This is a genomic window from Fictibacillus sp. KU28468 (assembly GCF_026153615.1).
GTDB classification, from domain to species: Bacteria; Bacillota; Bacilli; order Bacillales; family Fictibacillaceae; genus Fictibacillus_C; species Fictibacillus_C marinisediminis.
Map to the genome: position 1 here is coordinate 4,055,610 of NZ_CP110666.1, position 16,115 is coordinate 4,071,724.

Genomic DNA, 16,115 nt, shown 5'->3' on the forward strand with positions numbered 1-16,115 from the left:
TATGGACTGCTTGAACCTTTGCACAACAAAAAAGCGGCATACTTTTTCAGCAGTGCCGCTCTTTCTTTCTTGCAAACTATTTGGTTGGTGCAGGATATTTCATAGGCAGCTCCAAGCCATGCTCTGCCATCACTTCACGCAGCCGGTCCGGATAGTCGGTGATCATTCCGTCAACGCCATCGTCCATGAGTTTGTTCATGGTTGGCTTGTCATCAACCGTCCAAGGAATAACTTTCATCCCTGCTTTATGTGCCTTTTCAACCATTTGTTTTGTTACGTAAGGCTCATAGTTGTCATCGGTTACTTTGCCATCCTGCGGGAAGCCATGCACTGGAGATATTGCGTTTGCACCGAAAGAGTGGGCAGCTGCAACCAAATCTCCGTTAAAGTCGTCAATGTCGATTCCTCCTAACCACGGAGAGGCACCCGGCTGTCCAGGCTGAAGAAACTGCGGTCCATTGGTAAGTGCCACTAAAGGCAATCTCGGCTCTATTTCACGCATGCGCATGAGTGAACCCCAGTCAAAGCTTTGGATCGATACCCGATTCAGCATGCCTGCCTCACGAACTTGGCGGGCTACCGTTTGGACAAATTCTTCGCGGGGTGCGGTCTCCTCGGGAGCACCGGCCTCCACCTTTGTTTCGATGTTCATCCAAACGTTATCTGCTTTATAGCGTTTGACCAGGCCGAAAATATCTGTCAGCAATGGCATCTTCGCTCCCGGACTTGTCACCTGCCCTGGAAATTGCGGCTTGGTGGTTGAGCCGCAATCAAGGGTACGAATCTGTTTGAGCGTCAGATCTTTTATGTATTTGCCGACATAAGGATACTCCGGATCTCCTGGATACGCAGGCTTGGTATCCTTACAGTTCCCGCTTGAAATTTTACGGTCATGCGTAACAACCGCTTTATGATCCTGCGTAATTTGGACATCCAGTTCAAGTGTGCTGACTCCCAGCTCAAGTGCATGGGAAAACGATGCGATCGTCGATTCAACAGTAAGTCCCATCCCGCCGCGGTGAGCCTGGAGATCAAATCCTTCAGGACCAAAGTGGTTTGCATTTTGTTCTGCTGCAGAAGCGGATGGTCCATTCCCTAAACTCAGTGAGCTTACTATGACAGCTGCAATCGCAGCAAGTAATGCCTTCTTCTTTTTCCTTTTCATTTGCTCATCTCCTCAAAACTTTAAATTGGTTTACGTTTAAAGTATAAAGAGACTTTATAAATCCTTATTGAAGCAAACGTTAAAAAACGATATGGTTTTATAGATCCTTTGTCATAAATACACTATTGGGATCCTCTATGTATTCTGCAAACGGCTCACAATATTGAAACCCGAAGCTGGCATAAAGACTCCTGGCCGGTTCAAAGGCTTCCATGGAGCCCGTTTCCAAACTGAGCCTCCGATAGCCGCGCCGCTTCGCTTCCTCCATGATGTGCTGCAGCATCCGCTTCGCAACTCCCTTTCTTAAATGGGCAGCCGACGTTCGCATGGATTTGATCTCCCCATGCTGGCGATCCAGTTCTTTCAGTGCCCCGCAGCCCAATAATTGTCCATCCTCCCAAGCACTCCAGAACGTAATATCCGGTTTCCTTAGTCCTTCAAGGTTAAGAGCATGCCTGCTTTCTGGCGGAGAGTGAAGTTCCATGCCCTGAAGATGCTCCCCTATTAATCTGGCTATTTCAATTCCTGTTAGATCATCTGCTTTAATCTCCATGAACAGAACACTCCTTGATTTTTGGTCCATTAATTAATAAAGGCACTTTCCATTTCAGCAAAAAAAGTCTTTGATAATAATTCGAAATCTTTTTCATTTAAATGAATGGCATCTCCGGCATTGTACTTCAATACCGATTTTTCAGGATTATACTTAATACAACGTTGAATTTTTTTCATACAATCGTTTTTATTTTACCTCAAAAGAATTTGGCACGCATGACTACCTTCTTCTTAGTTCGAATATCTTTAGATTAATGGGTCTTTTGTAGGTTTTTTAAGCGATATTTTTATTTATTCATGAGAAAAAATGAACAAATCAAAGTTTAGTAGGGAGGAATGTTATGAAAGCTATTGTTTATCACAAATATGGTCCGCCGGATGTTCTTGAATTAACAGAGGTGGAAAAGCCTATTCCTGAGGACAACCAAGTACTGGTGAAAATTCATGCTGCGTCTGTGAATTATGGGAACCTGGTTCTTTTGAAAGGGGAGCCGTTCTTGGCCCGCTTTGCTTTCGGTCTTCTAAAACCTAAATACTCCATACCCGGTGGTGACATAGCAGGCCGGGTTGAAGCGGTTGGCAAAGATGTTAAGCAGTTTCAACCTGGCGATGAGGTGTTCGGTGATTTATCCCGTTGTGGCTGGGGTGGTTTTGCCGAATATGTTTCTGTTCCCGAAAATGCATTGGCACTAAAACCAGCCAATCTATCTTTCGAGGAAGCGGCTGCGGTGCCTATGGCGGCAGTAACGGCCCTGCAGGCTCTGCGGGATAAAGGCAAGATTCAGCCGGGGCAAAAGGTTTTGATTAATGGTACCTCTGGTGGTGTGGGGACTTTCGCAGTACAGATCGCCAAATCGTTCGGGGCTGAGGTAACGGCTGTGTGCAGTACAAGAAATCTAACGATTGTCCGGTCGATTGGCGCAGACCATGCCATTGATTATACAAAGGAGGATTTTACCCGGAGAGCTGAAAGTTATGACCTGATTCTTGCCGCTAACGGATATCAGCCGATTTCAGCTTATAAGCGTTTATTAAGTCCTAATGGAAATTATGTTATGGTTGGAGGTTCCGGTGCTCAAATGTTCCAAGCCATGGCATTTGGGCCTTGGATTTCAATGGCCGGAAGTAAGAAAATGGGTACCATCTTACAAAGGCAAAACCAAAAGGATCTGGTTTTTATGAAAGAACTGCTTGAGTCCGGCAAAGTAAAACCAGTTATTGATAGAAGTTATAAGCTGAGTGAAGTTCCCGAAGCATTCAGGTATTTTGCAGAAGGACACTCCCAAGGAAAAGTTGTCATCACTATGTGATTCATAAGCAAGAAAAGGGGCTGTCCAGAAAGTCGAAAATTGACCTTCAGGCAGCCCCTTGGCTTGAAAAATCTTCAATGAAAAGTTAATTGAAGTGGAAGATGCGAGACTCCTGCGGGACTAGCGTGACAGGTGAGACTCCCGCCGGTGCTTGCATCAAGAGGCTCACCGCACGCCCCGCGGAAAGCGAGCAGCCTGGAACGGAAATCAACAGCTTACAGACTTCTTGGACAGCCCCTTTTCATCTACAACGCTTGTATATCCATAAAGGCTTGATGCAAATTACCTTTAACTTTTATTTTATCCAGGTTTAATCCCAGGTCAACCATCGTTTGTGCCACCTCAGGGCGAATGCCTGTAAGGATCGTCGTCACTCCTAACAAGGTTAAAGCATCGATCACTTTAAATAACTGGTCGGCCACCATCGTATCGACTATCATTACACCTGAAACATCCATGATTAGGTGCTCCAATTTTAATTTTACGGCCTGACTCAATGTTTCTTCCATTAGTAAACGAGCTCTTTCTGTATCAATGTTCCCGATTAACGGCAGCACCCCTGTCCCTTTAATCAAGGGAACGATGGGAACCGATAACTCCAAAAAGGCTGATTTTGCCTGTTCAAGCATATTTTGATGAGATTGAACATAGGTCAGACTGAAATAATATACTGCATGATCCAGCAGAGGGTCGATGATCTCAATAACATCAAAAATCGTTTCAGCGGACATTCCCTGAATGGTCGCCTCTTCTTTAATGGATTTCCAAATGTAATTACGATAATAGCTTGTATCTTTTAATGCCTCATCAAGGGGGGCTCCCAGTTTAAAGAAATAGTCACCCGTTTCTTTTCCCCATTGCTTCATCTTTTCAATGGTTTTATTTCGATTATCGTGCTCAGTTAATGCTTCTCCAAACAGGGTGATAAATTCAGCTCGTATTTCCATGATTCGCGGCTCAATTTTCTGGAATTCATTTTTCTCCGCTTGAGTCATGGCCACGCCTTCCATTCGATCAGCGTGAACCGATTCGGCAATCTTATGTCTTCGTTTAATCAATAATTCCCCTAGCATCTGTATATCGTTCTTCATCATATTCTCCTCCAAGGATTCGTATATGGGTCTGAAATCATAATACCCTATAACTTGAGAACATGCATTTTAAAATTTTTTACTTTCTTCAGGAAAAATACTTATTGTAAAAATGGGCGATTCGATATATATTTTAATTGAGAATGATAATCAATATTAATTTCTTTCTGAGGAGAGAACGCATGTGGAAAAAGAAATTTATGATGTAACGATTATTGGCGGTGGGCCAGCAGGGCTTTACTCTGCCTTTTATAGCGGACTTCGGGAAATGAAGACAAAGATCATTGAATTCCAGCCCCAGTTAGGCGGAAAAATTCATGTGTATCCTGAGAAGATGATCTGGGATGTAGGCGGCCACACACCACTTCCAGGAGCAAAGCTTATCGAAAAACTTGTTGAGCAAGGTCTGACGTTTGACCCTGAAGTCGTTTTGAATGAAAAAGTAGAATCGATTACGCGGAATGAAGATGGTATCTTTATCCTGAAAGGCGCTAATGGTGCAGTGCATTATTCCAAAACGGTAATCGTTGCTGTTGGGAGCGGTATCTTAAACCCGCAGAAGCTGGAGATTGAGGGTGCCGAGAGATTTGAAGTGTCTAACTTAAACTACACGGTGAAGTCACTTCAGCATTTTAAGGATAAAACGGTGATTATTTCTGGCGGAGGAAATACAGCGATCGATTGGGCGAATGAATTAGTGAATATCGCTAAAAAAGTATACTTAACGTATAGAAAAGGAACACTTGCCGGCCATGAAGCTCAAGTGACACAGCTTATGAACAGTTGTGCAGACTGCATCTTTAACACATCAATCTCTAAACTATTCGCATGCCCGAACCATGAAGTAATTGAACAGATCGAGTTAACGAACCATGAAACTGGTGAAGTTACCTATCTGCCCATAGATGAAGTGGTCATCAATCATGGCTATGAACAGGATACATCACTTCTTGGAAATAGCAGCCCGAAAATTGAACTTGAAGAAAATTTTTATATCGCAGGCAATTCAAACAGCGAATCCTCAGTCCCGGGGTTGTATGCTGCTGGAGATATACTCAAACATGACGGTAAATTGAACCTGATTTCCGGAGCCTTTCAAGACGCAGCTAACGCTGTGAACAAAGCAAAACAATTCATCGAACCTGAAGCTCAAAAAGTGGCAATGGTTTCTTCTCATAATGAAGTATTCAAAAAACGCAACCGTGATCTAGTCAAACAGATAATCCATTAAAAAAAGGAGCCCAGCAAGGCTCCTTTTTTATTTCAATACTCTTATTACTATTTTTTCGCCAATAAATACATGAAATATGGGGCACCGATAATGGTTACGATAATTCCAGCTGGAATACCACTTGGATCCAGTATTACTCGGCCAATGGTGTCTGCCGTAAGAAGCAAGATTGATCCGATCAATGCCGCAACCGGAAGAAAGGCTTGATGGCGAGGCCCGACGAGTGATCTTGCAATATGAGGAGCCAAAAGCCCAACAAAGGCAATTCCCCCGCTGACAGCCACGGATGCCGAAGCAAGCGAAACAGCAATCAAGATTAGGACAATTCGTTCTCTGCCCGTGTTCACTCCAACGCCAATTGAAACATTCTCATGAAAGTTCAGCATGTTCAGCACATTGGATTTATACATCGTGAGAGGAATGAGAATCAGAATCCACGGCAGTAATGACAGTACAAACGTCCAGTCATCACCCCATATTCTGCCGGCCATCCAATTGGCCATGAACGAGTAGTCTTCCATATCCAATCGCGTCGACAGTGTCAACGTCGCACCATAAAGGGCCGCAGCCAAACCAACCCCCACTAATACTAGCCTTGTTGGTTCAACGCCCTCACCTTTTATGTAAGACATACTATAGATGACAGTTGCCGTTGCCATTCCACCCGCCAATGCAAAAAGAGGCAGTATGTACAGGGAACTCGATGTTTCCACCGTAAAGAACATGATATAGACAACGACCATCAGACCGGCACCAGCATTAATACCCAAGATACCAGGATCTGAAAGCGGGTTTTTTGTAATACTTTGCAGAATAGCACCAGACACCGCGAGTCCCATCCCCGCAAGGATAGCAACAACTATTCGCGGCAGCCTGAACTCAAACAAAATAAGGTTCTCCCTCGGTGTACCTTGTCCGATGATCGTCCGAAAGAGCTCTGCAGGAGTTAATGAAGCAAATCCTGCAGCGACACTGATGATAAACATGGCTATTAATAAAACAATCGCTGCAATCGTCGTCATTCTAATCTTCTTGATCTGTCTCGCGTTCATCATGAAAGTTTTCTTCCTCCCCTTCTCGCAAGGTAAAGGAAGAATGGTACGCCGACCATAGCAACGATCGCCCCAACTGGCGTTTCATACGGAGCATTTACCGTTCGGCCCAATGTATCTGCCAAAACCATCAGCACACTTCCAAATATTGCCGAGCATGGTATGATCCAGCGATAATCCGTTCCAACCAGGAAGCGTACAATGTGTGGAACCATCAAACCGACAAATGCTATTGCTCCTACAAGCGATACTGCTGCACCAGCAAGGATCAGCACAACAGTCATCAGTACAGCCTTCGTTACCAGCGTACGCTGTCCAAGACCCCTCGCCACTTCTTCACCAAAGCTCAGAATGGTTAACTGCCTTGAAAACATAACAGCAACCACAATACCAATTATAACGACCGGTACGATGATTTTCAGCTGAGTCCAATTTGTTCCTGAAACCCCGCCTGCTGTCCAAAAAGCAAGATCTTGAGAAAGCTTAAAGTATAGAGCTATGCCTTCTCCTAACGAAGAAAGCAGTGCAGAAACAGCGGCCCCTGCCAGCGTAATTCGGATTGGGGATAGCCCCCCTCTGCTCATGGAGCCTAATCCGAACACAAGTCCTGCACCAATTCCCGCACCGATAAAGGAAATAATCATCACTGTTACATAGTTTGCACCTGTACCGAAAGCAAACACACAAGCAAGAGCTAAGCTTGCACCAGCGTTCAAACCAAGCAACCCAGGATCTGCAAGGGGATTTCGTGTCATCCCCTGCATGATTGCCCCGCTGACAGCAAATGCCGCACCGACAACAGCCGCACCCAGCTCTCTTGGTAATCGGAGACTGACAATAATGCGGTCAGCTTCCCTGCCAGGATCATAATTTAAAATAGAATTCCATACGGTAAGAAAATCAATCTTAGCGGCACCAACTGAAATCGCAAGACCAATACTCAACATCAGAAGAGAGAATCCCATCAGTAAAATGGCTGCACCCACTGCCGGCCTTGAATACACTTTATTATCTTTTATCTGCTTGATTTTTGTTTTGAACATGGCGGATTTCCTTTTTTATAAAAGCTTTCTTATTTCTTTTTCGTTAACTCGTTAACAATAAAGTCCAGTTCTTTTTCAAGAGAAATCGGGTCATTGAAGTAGAATGATTCAGAATCGAACTTAATTGCATGACCGTTTTTAACCGCTGGAAGCTCTTTCCATACATTTGACTTCATGAATGAGTTGTCCGGGTTGCCTGTACCGGTTCCGACAAAAATATAGTCTCCAGCGTATGTTGGGATCACTTCAGTAGAGATCGCTTTCCAGCCAGGTCCGAAAACATCCTTTTCTAATTTCGCAGGCGCTTTTAGTTGAAGAGCCTGGTAGATGACTTCTGTTCCACGACCCCAGTTTTTTCCATAGACATACATATCTTTACCGTAAGCTTCCATAACCATAAACGTTTTGTCTTCTCCGATAGCGGATTTAACTTTTTCACGTGCATCTGCAGCTTTTTTCTTCCACTCTTCTACCCATGCTTTTGCTTCTTTTTCTTTCCCAACCATTTTTCCGATTTCAACATGCTGTTCCAAGTAGTCGTACTTGTCGTACGTCATGGTAACAGTTGGAGCAATTTCTTTATATTTCTTAATGTTCTTATCATCAGAATACGTAATGATCAGGTCAGGATTTAGTTCTAGAAGCTTTTCATAAGAATCAGCCGTAACAACTTCTGCTTTGTCCAGTTTGTTGCCGTAAAATTTATTTTGTTTCGGATATTCATTTACTGCTATTGGTGTAATCCCCAACTCCAGCAAGTTGCCTGCATATGTAGCTGCCATCATTGCGACGCGTTTTGGCTCAGCCGGAACTTCAACGTCACCTTTTTCACCTTTATAAATCCTTGTTTCTTTTTTCGAATCATTTTCACCAGAGCTCGCGGCTTCTTCTGATTTATTACCACATGCGGCAAGTGCAATTGCTAAAAGCATTGTCATAAAGCTCACTAAAAGTTTCTTTGTACGTTTATTCAATTTTGTATCCCCCTATATTTGAAAATAAAAATCATTCTCAATTAACTGTAAAAAAGAAAGGCGATTGATTACGCCAAGCTCTCTACTAATTGAACACTTTTGATGAGATCATACGTTAGACATACGGGCTTCCTTGTTCTCGGATCCACACCAATCTCCGCATCTATATTGAAAACATTTCGAAGGACCTGACGTGTCATTACATCTTCAGAAGTTCCCTCTTTTAGGATAGCACCGTCTTTCATCGCAACCATATGGTGAGCAAACCGTGCAGCATGATTCAAATCATGAATGACCATCACAATGGTTCTCTTTTCATCACGATTCAGCTGCTCTAACAGCTCGAGTACCTCTAACTGATGTGACAGATCCAAATATGTAGTCGGCTCATCCAGCAAAATAATATCTGTTTCTTGGGCTAATGCCATTGCAATCCATACACGCTGGCGCTGGCCGCCTGAGAGTGCATCTACCGGGCGATCCTTAAACTTATAAATTCCTGTAACCTCAAGAGCCCAGTCGATCACCTCAAAATCTCTTTTCGTAAGTTTTCCAAGACCTTTTTGGTAAGGAAATCTTCCGTAAGAAACGAGCTCACCAACCGTAAGTCCTTCTGGTGAATCTGGAGACTGCGGCAAAATTGCCATCTTTTGAGCGATTTTCTTCGTTGACTCTTTACTGATGCCTTTACCATCAAGATAAACAACGCCGGATTTCGGATTCAATATACGCGACAACGTTTTCAAGACCGTTGACTTTCCGCAGCCGTTTGGACCGATAATCGTCGTAATTTTCCCATCCGGAATGGAGATGTTCAGATTTTTGACGATGTCTCGCTCACCATAAGCAATCTTCAAATTCTCAGCATACAGCCTGGACATCATTCACCCTCCTTTTAAACATTTAATCAATTTATATAAAGCTGTTATGTGACTTAATTGAAAATGATTATCAATATCGTTTTCATTTTATTGAATTATTGAGGGAGTGTCAATAGGTTTTTTCGAAACCATCGAGATCAGATTCACACTTCTGACAATAAAAAAGCATATTTTTAAATATTTTATGTCTTTTTTCATAGAAAAGGGGCTGTCCAAGAAGTCTGTAAGCTGTTGATTTCCGTTCCAGGGTGCTCGCTTTTACCGGCGCGAGCTCCTACTTTCGCGGGGCGTGCGGTGAGCCTTACCGGCGTGAACGCCTACTTTTTGGTGCAAGCACCGGCGCGAGTCTCACCTGTCACGCTAGCCGCAGGACAAGGAAGACTCCGGCAGCGTTTAATCGCACGAAGAAAATGTGAAGTTCATTTTCGAGGAGTCTCGCATCTTCCACTTCAATTAACTTTTCATTGAAGATTTTTCAAGCCAAAAAGGGGCTGCCTGAAGGTCAATTTTCGACTTTCTGGACAGCCCCTTTAGTGATCTATTAATTATTAATATACTTCTCAAAAACATTGCCATAATCTTTTACATGATACTCTTTTCTGCTTTCCATGAGCCATGTGAAGGCAGCATCGTTCAACTGGTTGAAGTTATCCACGAGCTGGTCTTCCTTGCTTGTGATACGGCTGAGTGTGGTCGAAGCAAGGTTGATGCTCTGCTGGGCATACTGCAGGGCGAATTCGTTCTCGTGAGCAATCTCAGCGATTTTGCTAAGAGACTTGTAGAGATCCTTCAGCTCCTCGATATGCTTTTTGTGAACATCGATGGAAAAAGGGACAGAGCCGATGACAAACTTGATTTCCACATCGAGATCCACGGTCCCTGCGGTTTCCAATGAAACGTTGGAAATGGTGTTCTCGCTATAGCTGTATCGGTGGAGCAAGCGTTTTTTGCTGATCGCGCTCGTTCCATCCAAATGGATCAGCGCACGGTTCGTAAAGCAGTACTCATCGGTTTTCGATTTAATAAGAAAGTAGATTTTCTCGTTATCTTCATGGAACACGTAATCGTCGGCATCCACCTTGTCATAGTCTGCAGGCTTGATGACGCTCCCTACATCACTTAATCCGAGTGCATCTGAAGCTAAGCGTTTTAACATATCCTCTTACTCTCCTTATGTTTTCGTTTACTCTATATACGATAACACTTCGTAAAAAGTTTCGTTTTTAGTGGACTCCGTTCTCCACATTCCAGTTGCCCTGCTTTTTCCGTGCGTAAAGGATCTGGCCCGTATGATAGGCGGTATGGATCGTAAGGTTGGCGATGACGCTTCCCCACTCTTCATGCCTGTCTTCATAAGCACCTTCATCAAAGCGTTCTTCTTCACTTTCTTCAATCGCTGTACGCCACTGGGCCATGACCTCTTTTAAACGGTCGACCGTCTTCTTCCAGTCCCATTCTCCGTTCATGTCTTCAAACGTTTGATCGTTTTCCGCTTTGGCCGTAGATGGACTTTCTCCGGTGAACCGGTCCAGGTAGCGCTGATTCCAATAGATCAGATGGTTGACGATCTCACGGATGGAGTTGCTTTCATGCGTTTCTTTCCAGGCAGCCTGTTCATCGGTCAATCCGACGAGTGAGTTTTCCAGTGAAACAAACCAGTGATTGTTTTGAAAAGCTTCAAACTGATTCAGCAAAAGTTCTTTCGCATTCATTGTGTTGCCTCCTTCATTCGTGTTTGTTGCGGGACTGACGTAAATGTTTGAAAACGCACATTGTCTTTATCTGAAAACTGATCAGTAAAATTGCCGTTGGTGTAATCATGGATGATGCTCGTCCAAAAGGCCTGCGCCGGTTTGTTCTGGGGAATCTGGGCGATGTCCCAGTCTCCCGGGAACTGATTAAATACGGCAAATGCCGCCGCTTTCCCGAGTCCTTGCTTGCGGTACTTCTTTAGAATGAAGAATTCGGCCATGTGGTAGATGCCCTGGTTTTTACGGACCAGGATAAAACCTGCATAAAGTTCATCCGCTATAATAAAGAACGGATAACGGCCCTCTTCCTCCCAGTATGCATCCAGATAAGTGTATCCGTATCGGCCTTCCTTACTGAGGTCTGATCCATCAAATTCACTGAAGTCATAGCGATACAGCTCAAGCATCTGCCTGAGCACAGGCTTCTTCTCTAACGTAATTCTTTCGAGTGTAATGTTCATTGAACATCCCCCCTTTTCTTGGTGGTGTCAGGCGCCGTCGTTATTGCGGTGCCTGACACCACGTTATTCCCCCTTCTTACATTCTCCTCTTCTATGGAGATTCCTTTAACTTCAGGCAGAAAAAGACAAATTATGCTAAGCGAGGAGGGGAATTGATGTTCTTTTTTGGTGCCTGGCACCGACTTTTGACATCTGTGTAATGCTGGTGCCTTGCACCAAATAACCAAATAAAAAAAGCATGCAAGCTCTCCAGGCCCGCACGCCCTCAAAAATCAAAGCACACTGTTCTTAACGGATGGTGCATCGATGACATCCTGGTCAGCTACCCAGATGATCGGCAGGTTGACGACTGTAAGATCACCGTTGTCCTCCCCGAATCCCTGGTTGATTTTATTGGAGCTGAACAGGTCGAGCTGCTGGATCGGCCCAAAGCTCAGTGTAGCTGACCGATCCATCGTGTTCACTTTAAATCCAAGCATGTTGACGACCATAGGTGAAAAAAGCATGGTGAACCTCCTGCTGCCGTTTTATATCTTCTCAATTAGCGAAGGAATCTCCCGGCCATAGGAAGACTGTGTGACCGGCGAATCGACCGCATCTCTGTCATCCACCGAATTTTCATTTCCAAAAAACCGCGCATCATCCCCAAAACTTTGGCCGAACCCCTGATTTTTTTTGTCGGAGTTATGCCAGTCAGACAAGTAATTCTCTCCGATATTCACCGCCGACGCATTTTCAAAGGAATTAATTTTAAAAAGAAAAATATTTATAACTATAGAAGGTGAACCCACTAATTTCTCCCTCCTTTTCCCCTAAATATATGTTTGTTCCCTGTAATTATGTTTGCTTGAATCCCGGAGGTGGCAATGTATGGACGTCGATAAATTGAAACAGTGGCTGGAGCTTGCGCAAAAGGTACAGGGAAATGATTTTTGGAACAGCATTTTCGATGGTTCACCAGGACAGCAGATGGAAGGCCAGGTGAATGAACAGCGGGAATCACGTACGCGTTACAATCATTTTCAGCCTAACCAGAAGACACCATCGCCTCAAGAGGATTTCCCCAAGGTTGATATCTACACAAACAACCGGGAATGGATAGTGGTCATTGATCTTCCAGCTATCCGTAAAGAAGATGTCAGCCTTTCGATGGCAGCCAATAACCTGACGATCAAGGGTGTTCTTCACTCTCCGTATAAGGATGCCACCGTCATACGGGCAGAACGGGCGAACGGCCATTTTGAGCGGACCATCCAGCTTCCTGAACTAATTAATGAAACTCGAACTGCCGCCCGTTTTTTTAACGGTGTGCTGGAGGTTCGGATCATGCGAAATCTCACACCCGAACGAAACATCCGGATCGATTAGCACCTCTTGTTTTCCGTTGGCCCATCCACGAAATCATTGTCATTCACCCGGCATCTTTCGCAGTTATGCTGTCCAAAATCACCGTTGCTTTCGCCAAAGGACTGCGTTTTTTTCGTCGTATTGAACACCCTGCTTCGTACCGTCTGGCCGAACGAAAGCTTGCATTGGTTGCCCATCTTGTTAACGTCAAGAAATCCAAGATTCAGTTCAGATGATGAAAATTTCATCAAACTTCCTTCCTTTCTGTGCATGGAGTGGGAGAAAACAGACATGTTCTCCTTTTTTTATTCATAAAATAAAGTACAAGCCGGTACGATTAATGCTGAATGGAAGCGTGGGGTAGCTTATGCCTTTTTTTAAAACCATACTCAACGCCCTTACAAATCATGATAAGAATATGGAAGAAATCCACCTGCATTTAAAACAGCTGCAGAATGAGCTCGCCGAAATGAAAAAAGACAACAACGGACCCCCTGTTGTCATTGAACATATCAACATCGAAACTCTAAGAATTGATAAATACGAACTGAGCAACAACTTCGCCAACCTGGGCATCAAGGATCTCAAAGGCAAGCTGAACATCGGCGCCAACTATGGCCGCGGCATGACCTTGCAGGAGGAAGCCGACCAGGCCAAAATGACGGAGAACGCCATGATGAAGATGGGGCAGAAAAAAGAAAAAGTCCACCAAAAGAAACAGAACGTGCCGAGCTATTCCATCAAGGGCAGAAAGCCGTAAAAAGGACTGGATAGATGATCTATTCCGTCCTTTGCCTGCTGTACGCTGCCTTTTACTCTCCTCTATTTATCTTGCTTTTTATCCGTTCAAAAACGTTTACATAGTATGAATCCAAACCAACAAAGCTTGCTTTATTTACTATTTTGCTATTTTGTTTGCTTATTTCCGTTGCAGTTATTTCAGTTACTGTGCCTTCAAACAGATTCATTACATCATCTAGTCCAATTTTATAAAGGCTATCTACTTCATCTTCTTGAAGTTTAAATTCAGGTAATAGCCTGCATTCATACAAAAACACATGACATATTTCCCGATCCCATATTTGTTCAAGTTTTATCTCACCTTTGATGATTCCAAGCGAAATCAGGTCCTCAAATTTAATAGATACCCCTAATTCTTCCTCTACTTCCCTTGTTCCTTCCCTTACATCCTCTTCTGCCAATAAATGTCCAGCCGAAGTGATATCCAGAAGACCAGGGTAATCTTTCTTTACTTCAGCTCTTTTTTGGAAGAGTACATAACACTCATTCTTTTCTACTATCGCAAACCAGCAATGAAAGGTTTCATGCCAATCTCCAGATATATGTACTTCTCCTCTTGTTTTCTTTCCGATACATTTCATATTCTCATCAAATATCCTTACTACTTCACTGTCCATTTTTATTACTCCTTCAAATATGTTAGTCGTTCCATCTTTCAATGTTTCAAGATTGTTTTCCTGCAAATAAGGAGAAAAAAAGAGAGTCACCATCACTCAAAAAGGATAGTGTCTCTCTTTTTTAAAACAACGAAACTGTTACTCATTAAGATTGTTTGTTTCATAAACCAGCAAGGAGCCGTTGTCATCATCAGGAACAGCATATAGGCGAAGCTCTTGACCGGCATTTTCCATGAATACAGGATTCCGAGTAATCACATGTCCTTGTGGAGAAAATTCAGTGATTGGTGCTTCGTGAATGGTATTTAGAGTTTTCATGTCCACCAAAGCGACTCCGCCTAATTCATAAGGCTTGGAATTACTATTTGCTGGATCAGGCAGCTCAGCTATTCCACTTAAGATCATTTTTCCGTTTCCTGCATAATGACCGTCCTGGTAATCAATAAAATGACTGGTATTTTCCTTTTTAGCCAACTGCTTTCCTTGTTCATTCCACTCATAGAACTTACGGGAACCCCAGCTGTTTCCTATAATTTTTCCACTTTGACCGTCTCGTACCATTCCTCCGATATGATCCTGAACACGGAAGGCTTCTTTGGCATCCTTTGTTTTAGGATCCACTTTGTAGACGATGGAATGGCTATTGGGGCGGTATTCAGCAACAGATACCCAGATATTCTTCCCATCAAAATCGATACCGCCAGGATGATACATGTTCCCTTCACCCAGTTTGATGTCTTTTACAAGCTTTCCTTCTTTCGTAAACACAAAAAGGTGGCCTATCCCTTTACCTGGAGAACGGTCATAACCGTCCACGATCTTGCCATATTTAACAGGCTTTTCGATAATTTGAACGGCAGACATATAAAAAAGGTCCCCAACCTTAACCATACCTTGTGAATGATAGTTATTAAATTGCAGATCAATCTTTTCTTTTTGTTGCCATTTTGTATCTCTGCTGATTTTCTCAAACTGGTCAGATATATTTTGCTTTCCATTATCATTTGCAGAAGAAGTGGTGGCTGCTTTGGCACTGCTAGAGACCGCAAAAGCCTCAGTATCTTTAGAATTGAAAGGATGAAAAGCCATTAAACCTGCCGAAATAAGCAATACGGATGCTGCCGTAATTATTTTTTTGTTCATAATAAGCCTCCTCATAAGCTTGATGATGCCATTGTTTTAAGAAAATTAATGTAACTATCTTTCTTGACCAACAATAACGTAAATAAAAAAGGAATTATAGGTGTTTCCTTTAAGTTTTACCTAAACTTCATAGAGGATTTACATAGTTAAAAATACCTTTATAAAAACATAAGACTGACTCAATTTGAGTCAGTCTCATTATAATTGTGATTTCACTCTTCTCGATTAAATTTACCTTTTAATGATTTGAAAGAATAGAGGACGACAGCTGCACCAGCCGCTAGTACCACAAAATTGATCCACTGATTTGCTGCTATTTGTTCCATAACATTTGCTGCTTTGTTGGTGTTGTATTTATGGTCTCTAACAGCTTTTCTGTATTTTCCATCCGGTTCTTGAACGGCTATCGCCTTATCGGTGCTGATGCCGTGGATGGCGAAATATTTTGTGCCCTTTTTATACTCATTGGAAAAGTTGCCGGAATAGGTTCCTTCCTGATCTGAGTACTTTGTTACCTGTCCGATCTCTTTGTCCACCTGATCCACGTATTCGTCACTGATGACATAAGAATAATGATCCCAGACGACAAACGCATGAGCCCACTTGGCAGAAGCAGGACTTGCCAAAATAAATTGGAAAGACATCAGACAGGCGATGAATAATGAAACGCTTTTAAACACCTTCATAGGCTGT

Annotated in this window: 22 protein-coding genes; 5 read left to right on the forward strand and 17 right to left on the reverse strand. The window is 43.3% G+C overall.

Annotated elements, in window-relative coordinates; all coding sequences use genetic code 11:
* Window positions 1-76: 76 nt before the first annotated feature.
* Together OKX00_RS21445 and OKX00_RS21450 are read right to left on the reverse strand one after the other, a co-directional pair.
* Window positions 77-1,165 (reverse strand): glycerophosphodiester phosphodiesterase, encoded by a 1,089-nt coding sequence (locus tag OKX00_RS21445; protein WP_265408788.1) that lies wholly within the window; start codon window positions 1,163-1,165, stop codon window positions 77-79.
* Between the two features lie 97 nt (window positions 1,166-1,262).
* A complete protein-coding gene (locus OKX00_RS21450; RefSeq protein ID WP_265408789.1) occupies window positions 1,263-1,718 on the reverse strand; it encodes a GNAT family N-acetyltransferase in 456 nt (151 codons plus the stop codon).
* Between the two features lie 343 nt (window positions 1,719-2,061).
* Between OKX00_RS21450 and OKX00_RS21455 the strand changes: the two genes are divergently transcribed.
* On the forward strand, window positions 2,062-3,030 hold the full coding sequence (locus OKX00_RS21455; protein ID WP_265408790.1) for an NAD(P)-dependent alcohol dehydrogenase: 969 nt from the start codon (window positions 2,062-2,064) through the stop codon (window positions 3,028-3,030).
* A gap of 85 nt (window positions 3,031-3,115) precedes the next feature.
* On the opposite strand, the gene OKX00_RS21460 is transcribed toward OKX00_RS21455, so the two are convergent.
* Together OKX00_RS21460 and OKX00_RS21465 are read right to left on the reverse strand one after the other, a co-directional pair.
* Window positions 3,116-3,241, reverse strand: a complete 126-nt coding sequence (locus OKX00_RS21460; RefSeq protein ID WP_265408791.1) for a hypothetical protein — start codon at window positions 3,239-3,241, stop codon at window positions 3,116-3,118.
* 34 nt (window positions 3,242-3,275) lie between these two features.
* Entirely contained in the window at window positions 3,276-4,124 is an 849-nt protein-coding gene (locus OKX00_RS21465; RefSeq protein WP_322114336.1) for an STAS domain-containing protein, read from the reverse strand.
* Between the two features lie 181 nt (window positions 4,125-4,305).
* Here OKX00_RS21465 and OKX00_RS21470 point away from each other — a divergent pair, with 181 nt between their 5' ends.
* On the forward strand, window positions 4,306-5,352 hold the full coding sequence (locus tag OKX00_RS21470; protein ID WP_265408792.1) for an NAD(P)/FAD-dependent oxidoreductase: 1,047 nt from the start codon (window positions 4,306-4,308) through the stop codon (window positions 5,350-5,352).
* Between the two features lie 47 nt (window positions 5,353-5,399).
* Here the strand turns inward: OKX00_RS21470 and OKX00_RS21475 are convergent, their stop codons facing one another.
* The 4 genes from OKX00_RS21475 to OKX00_RS21490 all read right to left on the reverse strand — a co-directional run bounded on the left by OKX00_RS21475 (window position 5,400) and on the right by OKX00_RS21490 (window position 9,302).
* On the reverse strand, window positions 5,400-6,407 hold the full coding sequence (locus OKX00_RS21475) for a FecCD family ABC transporter permease (RefSeq protein ID WP_265408793.1): 1,008 nt from the start codon (window positions 6,405-6,407) through the stop codon (window positions 5,400-5,402).
* The gene (locus tag OKX00_RS21480; RefSeq protein ID WP_265408794.1) at window positions 6,404-7,447 is read right to left on the reverse strand and encodes a FecCD family ABC transporter permease; all 1,044 of its coding nucleotides are present in this window, start codon (window positions 7,445-7,447) and stop codon (window positions 6,404-6,406) included. The genes OKX00_RS21475 and OKX00_RS21480 overlap by 4 nt, the downstream gene beginning before the upstream one ends.
* 29 nt (window positions 7,448-7,476) lie before the next feature.
* Window positions 7,477-8,421: an iron-hydroxamate ABC transporter substrate-binding protein gene (locus OKX00_RS21485; protein ID WP_265408795.1), complete on the reverse strand. Its 945-nt coding sequence runs from the start codon at window positions 8,419-8,421 to the stop codon at window positions 7,477-7,479.
* Window positions 8,422-8,489: 68 nt separating this feature from the next.
* A complete protein-coding gene (locus tag OKX00_RS21490; RefSeq protein ID WP_265410610.1) occupies window positions 8,490-9,302 on the reverse strand; it encodes an ABC transporter ATP-binding protein in 813 nt (270 codons plus the stop codon).
* 231 nt (window positions 9,303-9,533) lie between these two features.
* Here OKX00_RS21490 and OKX00_RS21495 point away from each other — a divergent pair, with 231 nt between their 5' ends.
* The gene (locus OKX00_RS21495; protein ID WP_265408796.1) at window positions 9,534-9,770 is read left to right on the forward strand and encodes a hypothetical protein; all 237 of its coding nucleotides are present in this window, start codon (window positions 9,534-9,536) and stop codon (window positions 9,768-9,770) included.
* A gap of 73 nt (window positions 9,771-9,843) precedes the next feature.
* Here the strand turns inward: OKX00_RS21495 and OKX00_RS21500 are convergent, their stop codons facing one another.
* The 5 genes from OKX00_RS21500 to OKX00_RS21520 all read right to left on the reverse strand — a co-directional run bounded on the left by OKX00_RS21500 (window position 9,844) and on the right by OKX00_RS21520 (window position 12,305).
* On the reverse strand, window positions 9,844-10,458 hold the full coding sequence (locus tag OKX00_RS21500; protein ID WP_053355973.1) for a PH domain-containing protein: 615 nt from the start codon (window positions 10,456-10,458) through the stop codon (window positions 9,844-9,846).
* A gap of 67 nt (window positions 10,459-10,525) precedes the next feature.
* The gene (locus OKX00_RS21505) at window positions 10,526-11,014 is read right to left on the reverse strand and encodes a DinB family protein (protein ID WP_265408797.1); all 489 of its coding nucleotides are present in this window, start codon (window positions 11,012-11,014) and stop codon (window positions 10,526-10,528) included.
* Window positions 11,011-11,514: a GNAT family N-acetyltransferase gene (locus tag OKX00_RS21510; protein WP_265408798.1), complete on the reverse strand. Its 504-nt coding sequence runs from the start codon at window positions 11,512-11,514 to the stop codon at window positions 11,011-11,013. The genes OKX00_RS21505 and OKX00_RS21510 overlap by 4 nt, the downstream gene beginning before the upstream one ends.
* A gap of 272 nt (window positions 11,515-11,786) precedes the next feature.
* Window positions 11,787-12,020: a hypothetical protein gene (locus OKX00_RS21515; RefSeq protein WP_062239134.1), complete on the reverse strand. Its 234-nt coding sequence runs from the start codon at window positions 12,018-12,020 to the stop codon at window positions 11,787-11,789.
* 21 nt (window positions 12,021-12,041) lie between these two features.
* Window positions 12,042-12,305, reverse strand: a complete 264-nt coding sequence (locus OKX00_RS21520; protein ID WP_053355977.1) for a hypothetical protein — start codon at window positions 12,303-12,305, stop codon at window positions 12,042-12,044.
* Between the two features lie 79 nt (window positions 12,306-12,384).
* Between OKX00_RS21520 and OKX00_RS21525 the strand changes: the two genes are divergently transcribed.
* The gene (locus tag OKX00_RS21525) at window positions 12,385-12,882 is read left to right on the forward strand and encodes an Hsp20/alpha crystallin family protein (RefSeq protein ID WP_265408799.1); all 498 of its coding nucleotides are present in this window, start codon (window positions 12,385-12,387) and stop codon (window positions 12,880-12,882) included.
* Here OKX00_RS21525 and OKX00_RS21530 read toward each other — a convergent pair.
* Window positions 12,879-13,109, reverse strand: a complete 231-nt coding sequence (locus OKX00_RS21530) for a hypothetical protein (protein ID WP_053355979.1) — start codon at window positions 13,107-13,109, stop codon at window positions 12,879-12,881. The two genes, OKX00_RS21525 and OKX00_RS21530, sit on opposite strands and share 4 nt — an antisense overlap.
* 119 nt (window positions 13,110-13,228) lie before the next feature.
* On the opposite strand from OKX00_RS21530, the gene OKX00_RS21535 reads away from it, so the two are divergent.
* Entirely contained in the window at window positions 13,229-13,621 is a 393-nt protein-coding gene (locus OKX00_RS21535) for a hypothetical protein (RefSeq protein WP_053355980.1), read from the forward strand.
* A 52-nt stretch (window positions 13,622-13,673) separates the two neighbouring features.
* On the opposite strand, the gene OKX00_RS21540 is transcribed toward OKX00_RS21535, so the two are convergent.
* The 3 genes from OKX00_RS21540 to OKX00_RS21550 form a co-directional block, all read right to left on the reverse strand.
* Entirely contained in the window at window positions 13,674-14,279 is a 606-nt protein-coding gene (locus tag OKX00_RS21540; RefSeq protein ID WP_265408800.1) for an NUDIX hydrolase, read from the reverse strand.
* Window positions 14,280-14,417: 138 nt separating this feature from the next.
* Complete coding sequence (locus tag OKX00_RS21545; protein WP_265408801.1) at window positions 14,418-15,422, reverse strand: DUF6454 family protein; 1,005 nt, start codon at window positions 15,420-15,422, stop codon at window positions 14,418-14,420.
* Between the two features lie 212 nt (window positions 15,423-15,634).
* Window positions 15,635-16,108, reverse strand: coding sequence for a hypothetical protein (locus OKX00_RS21550; protein WP_265408802.1), 474 nt, complete (start codon window positions 16,106-16,108; stop codon window positions 15,635-15,637).
* Window positions 16,109-16,115: the final 7 nt, after the last annotated feature.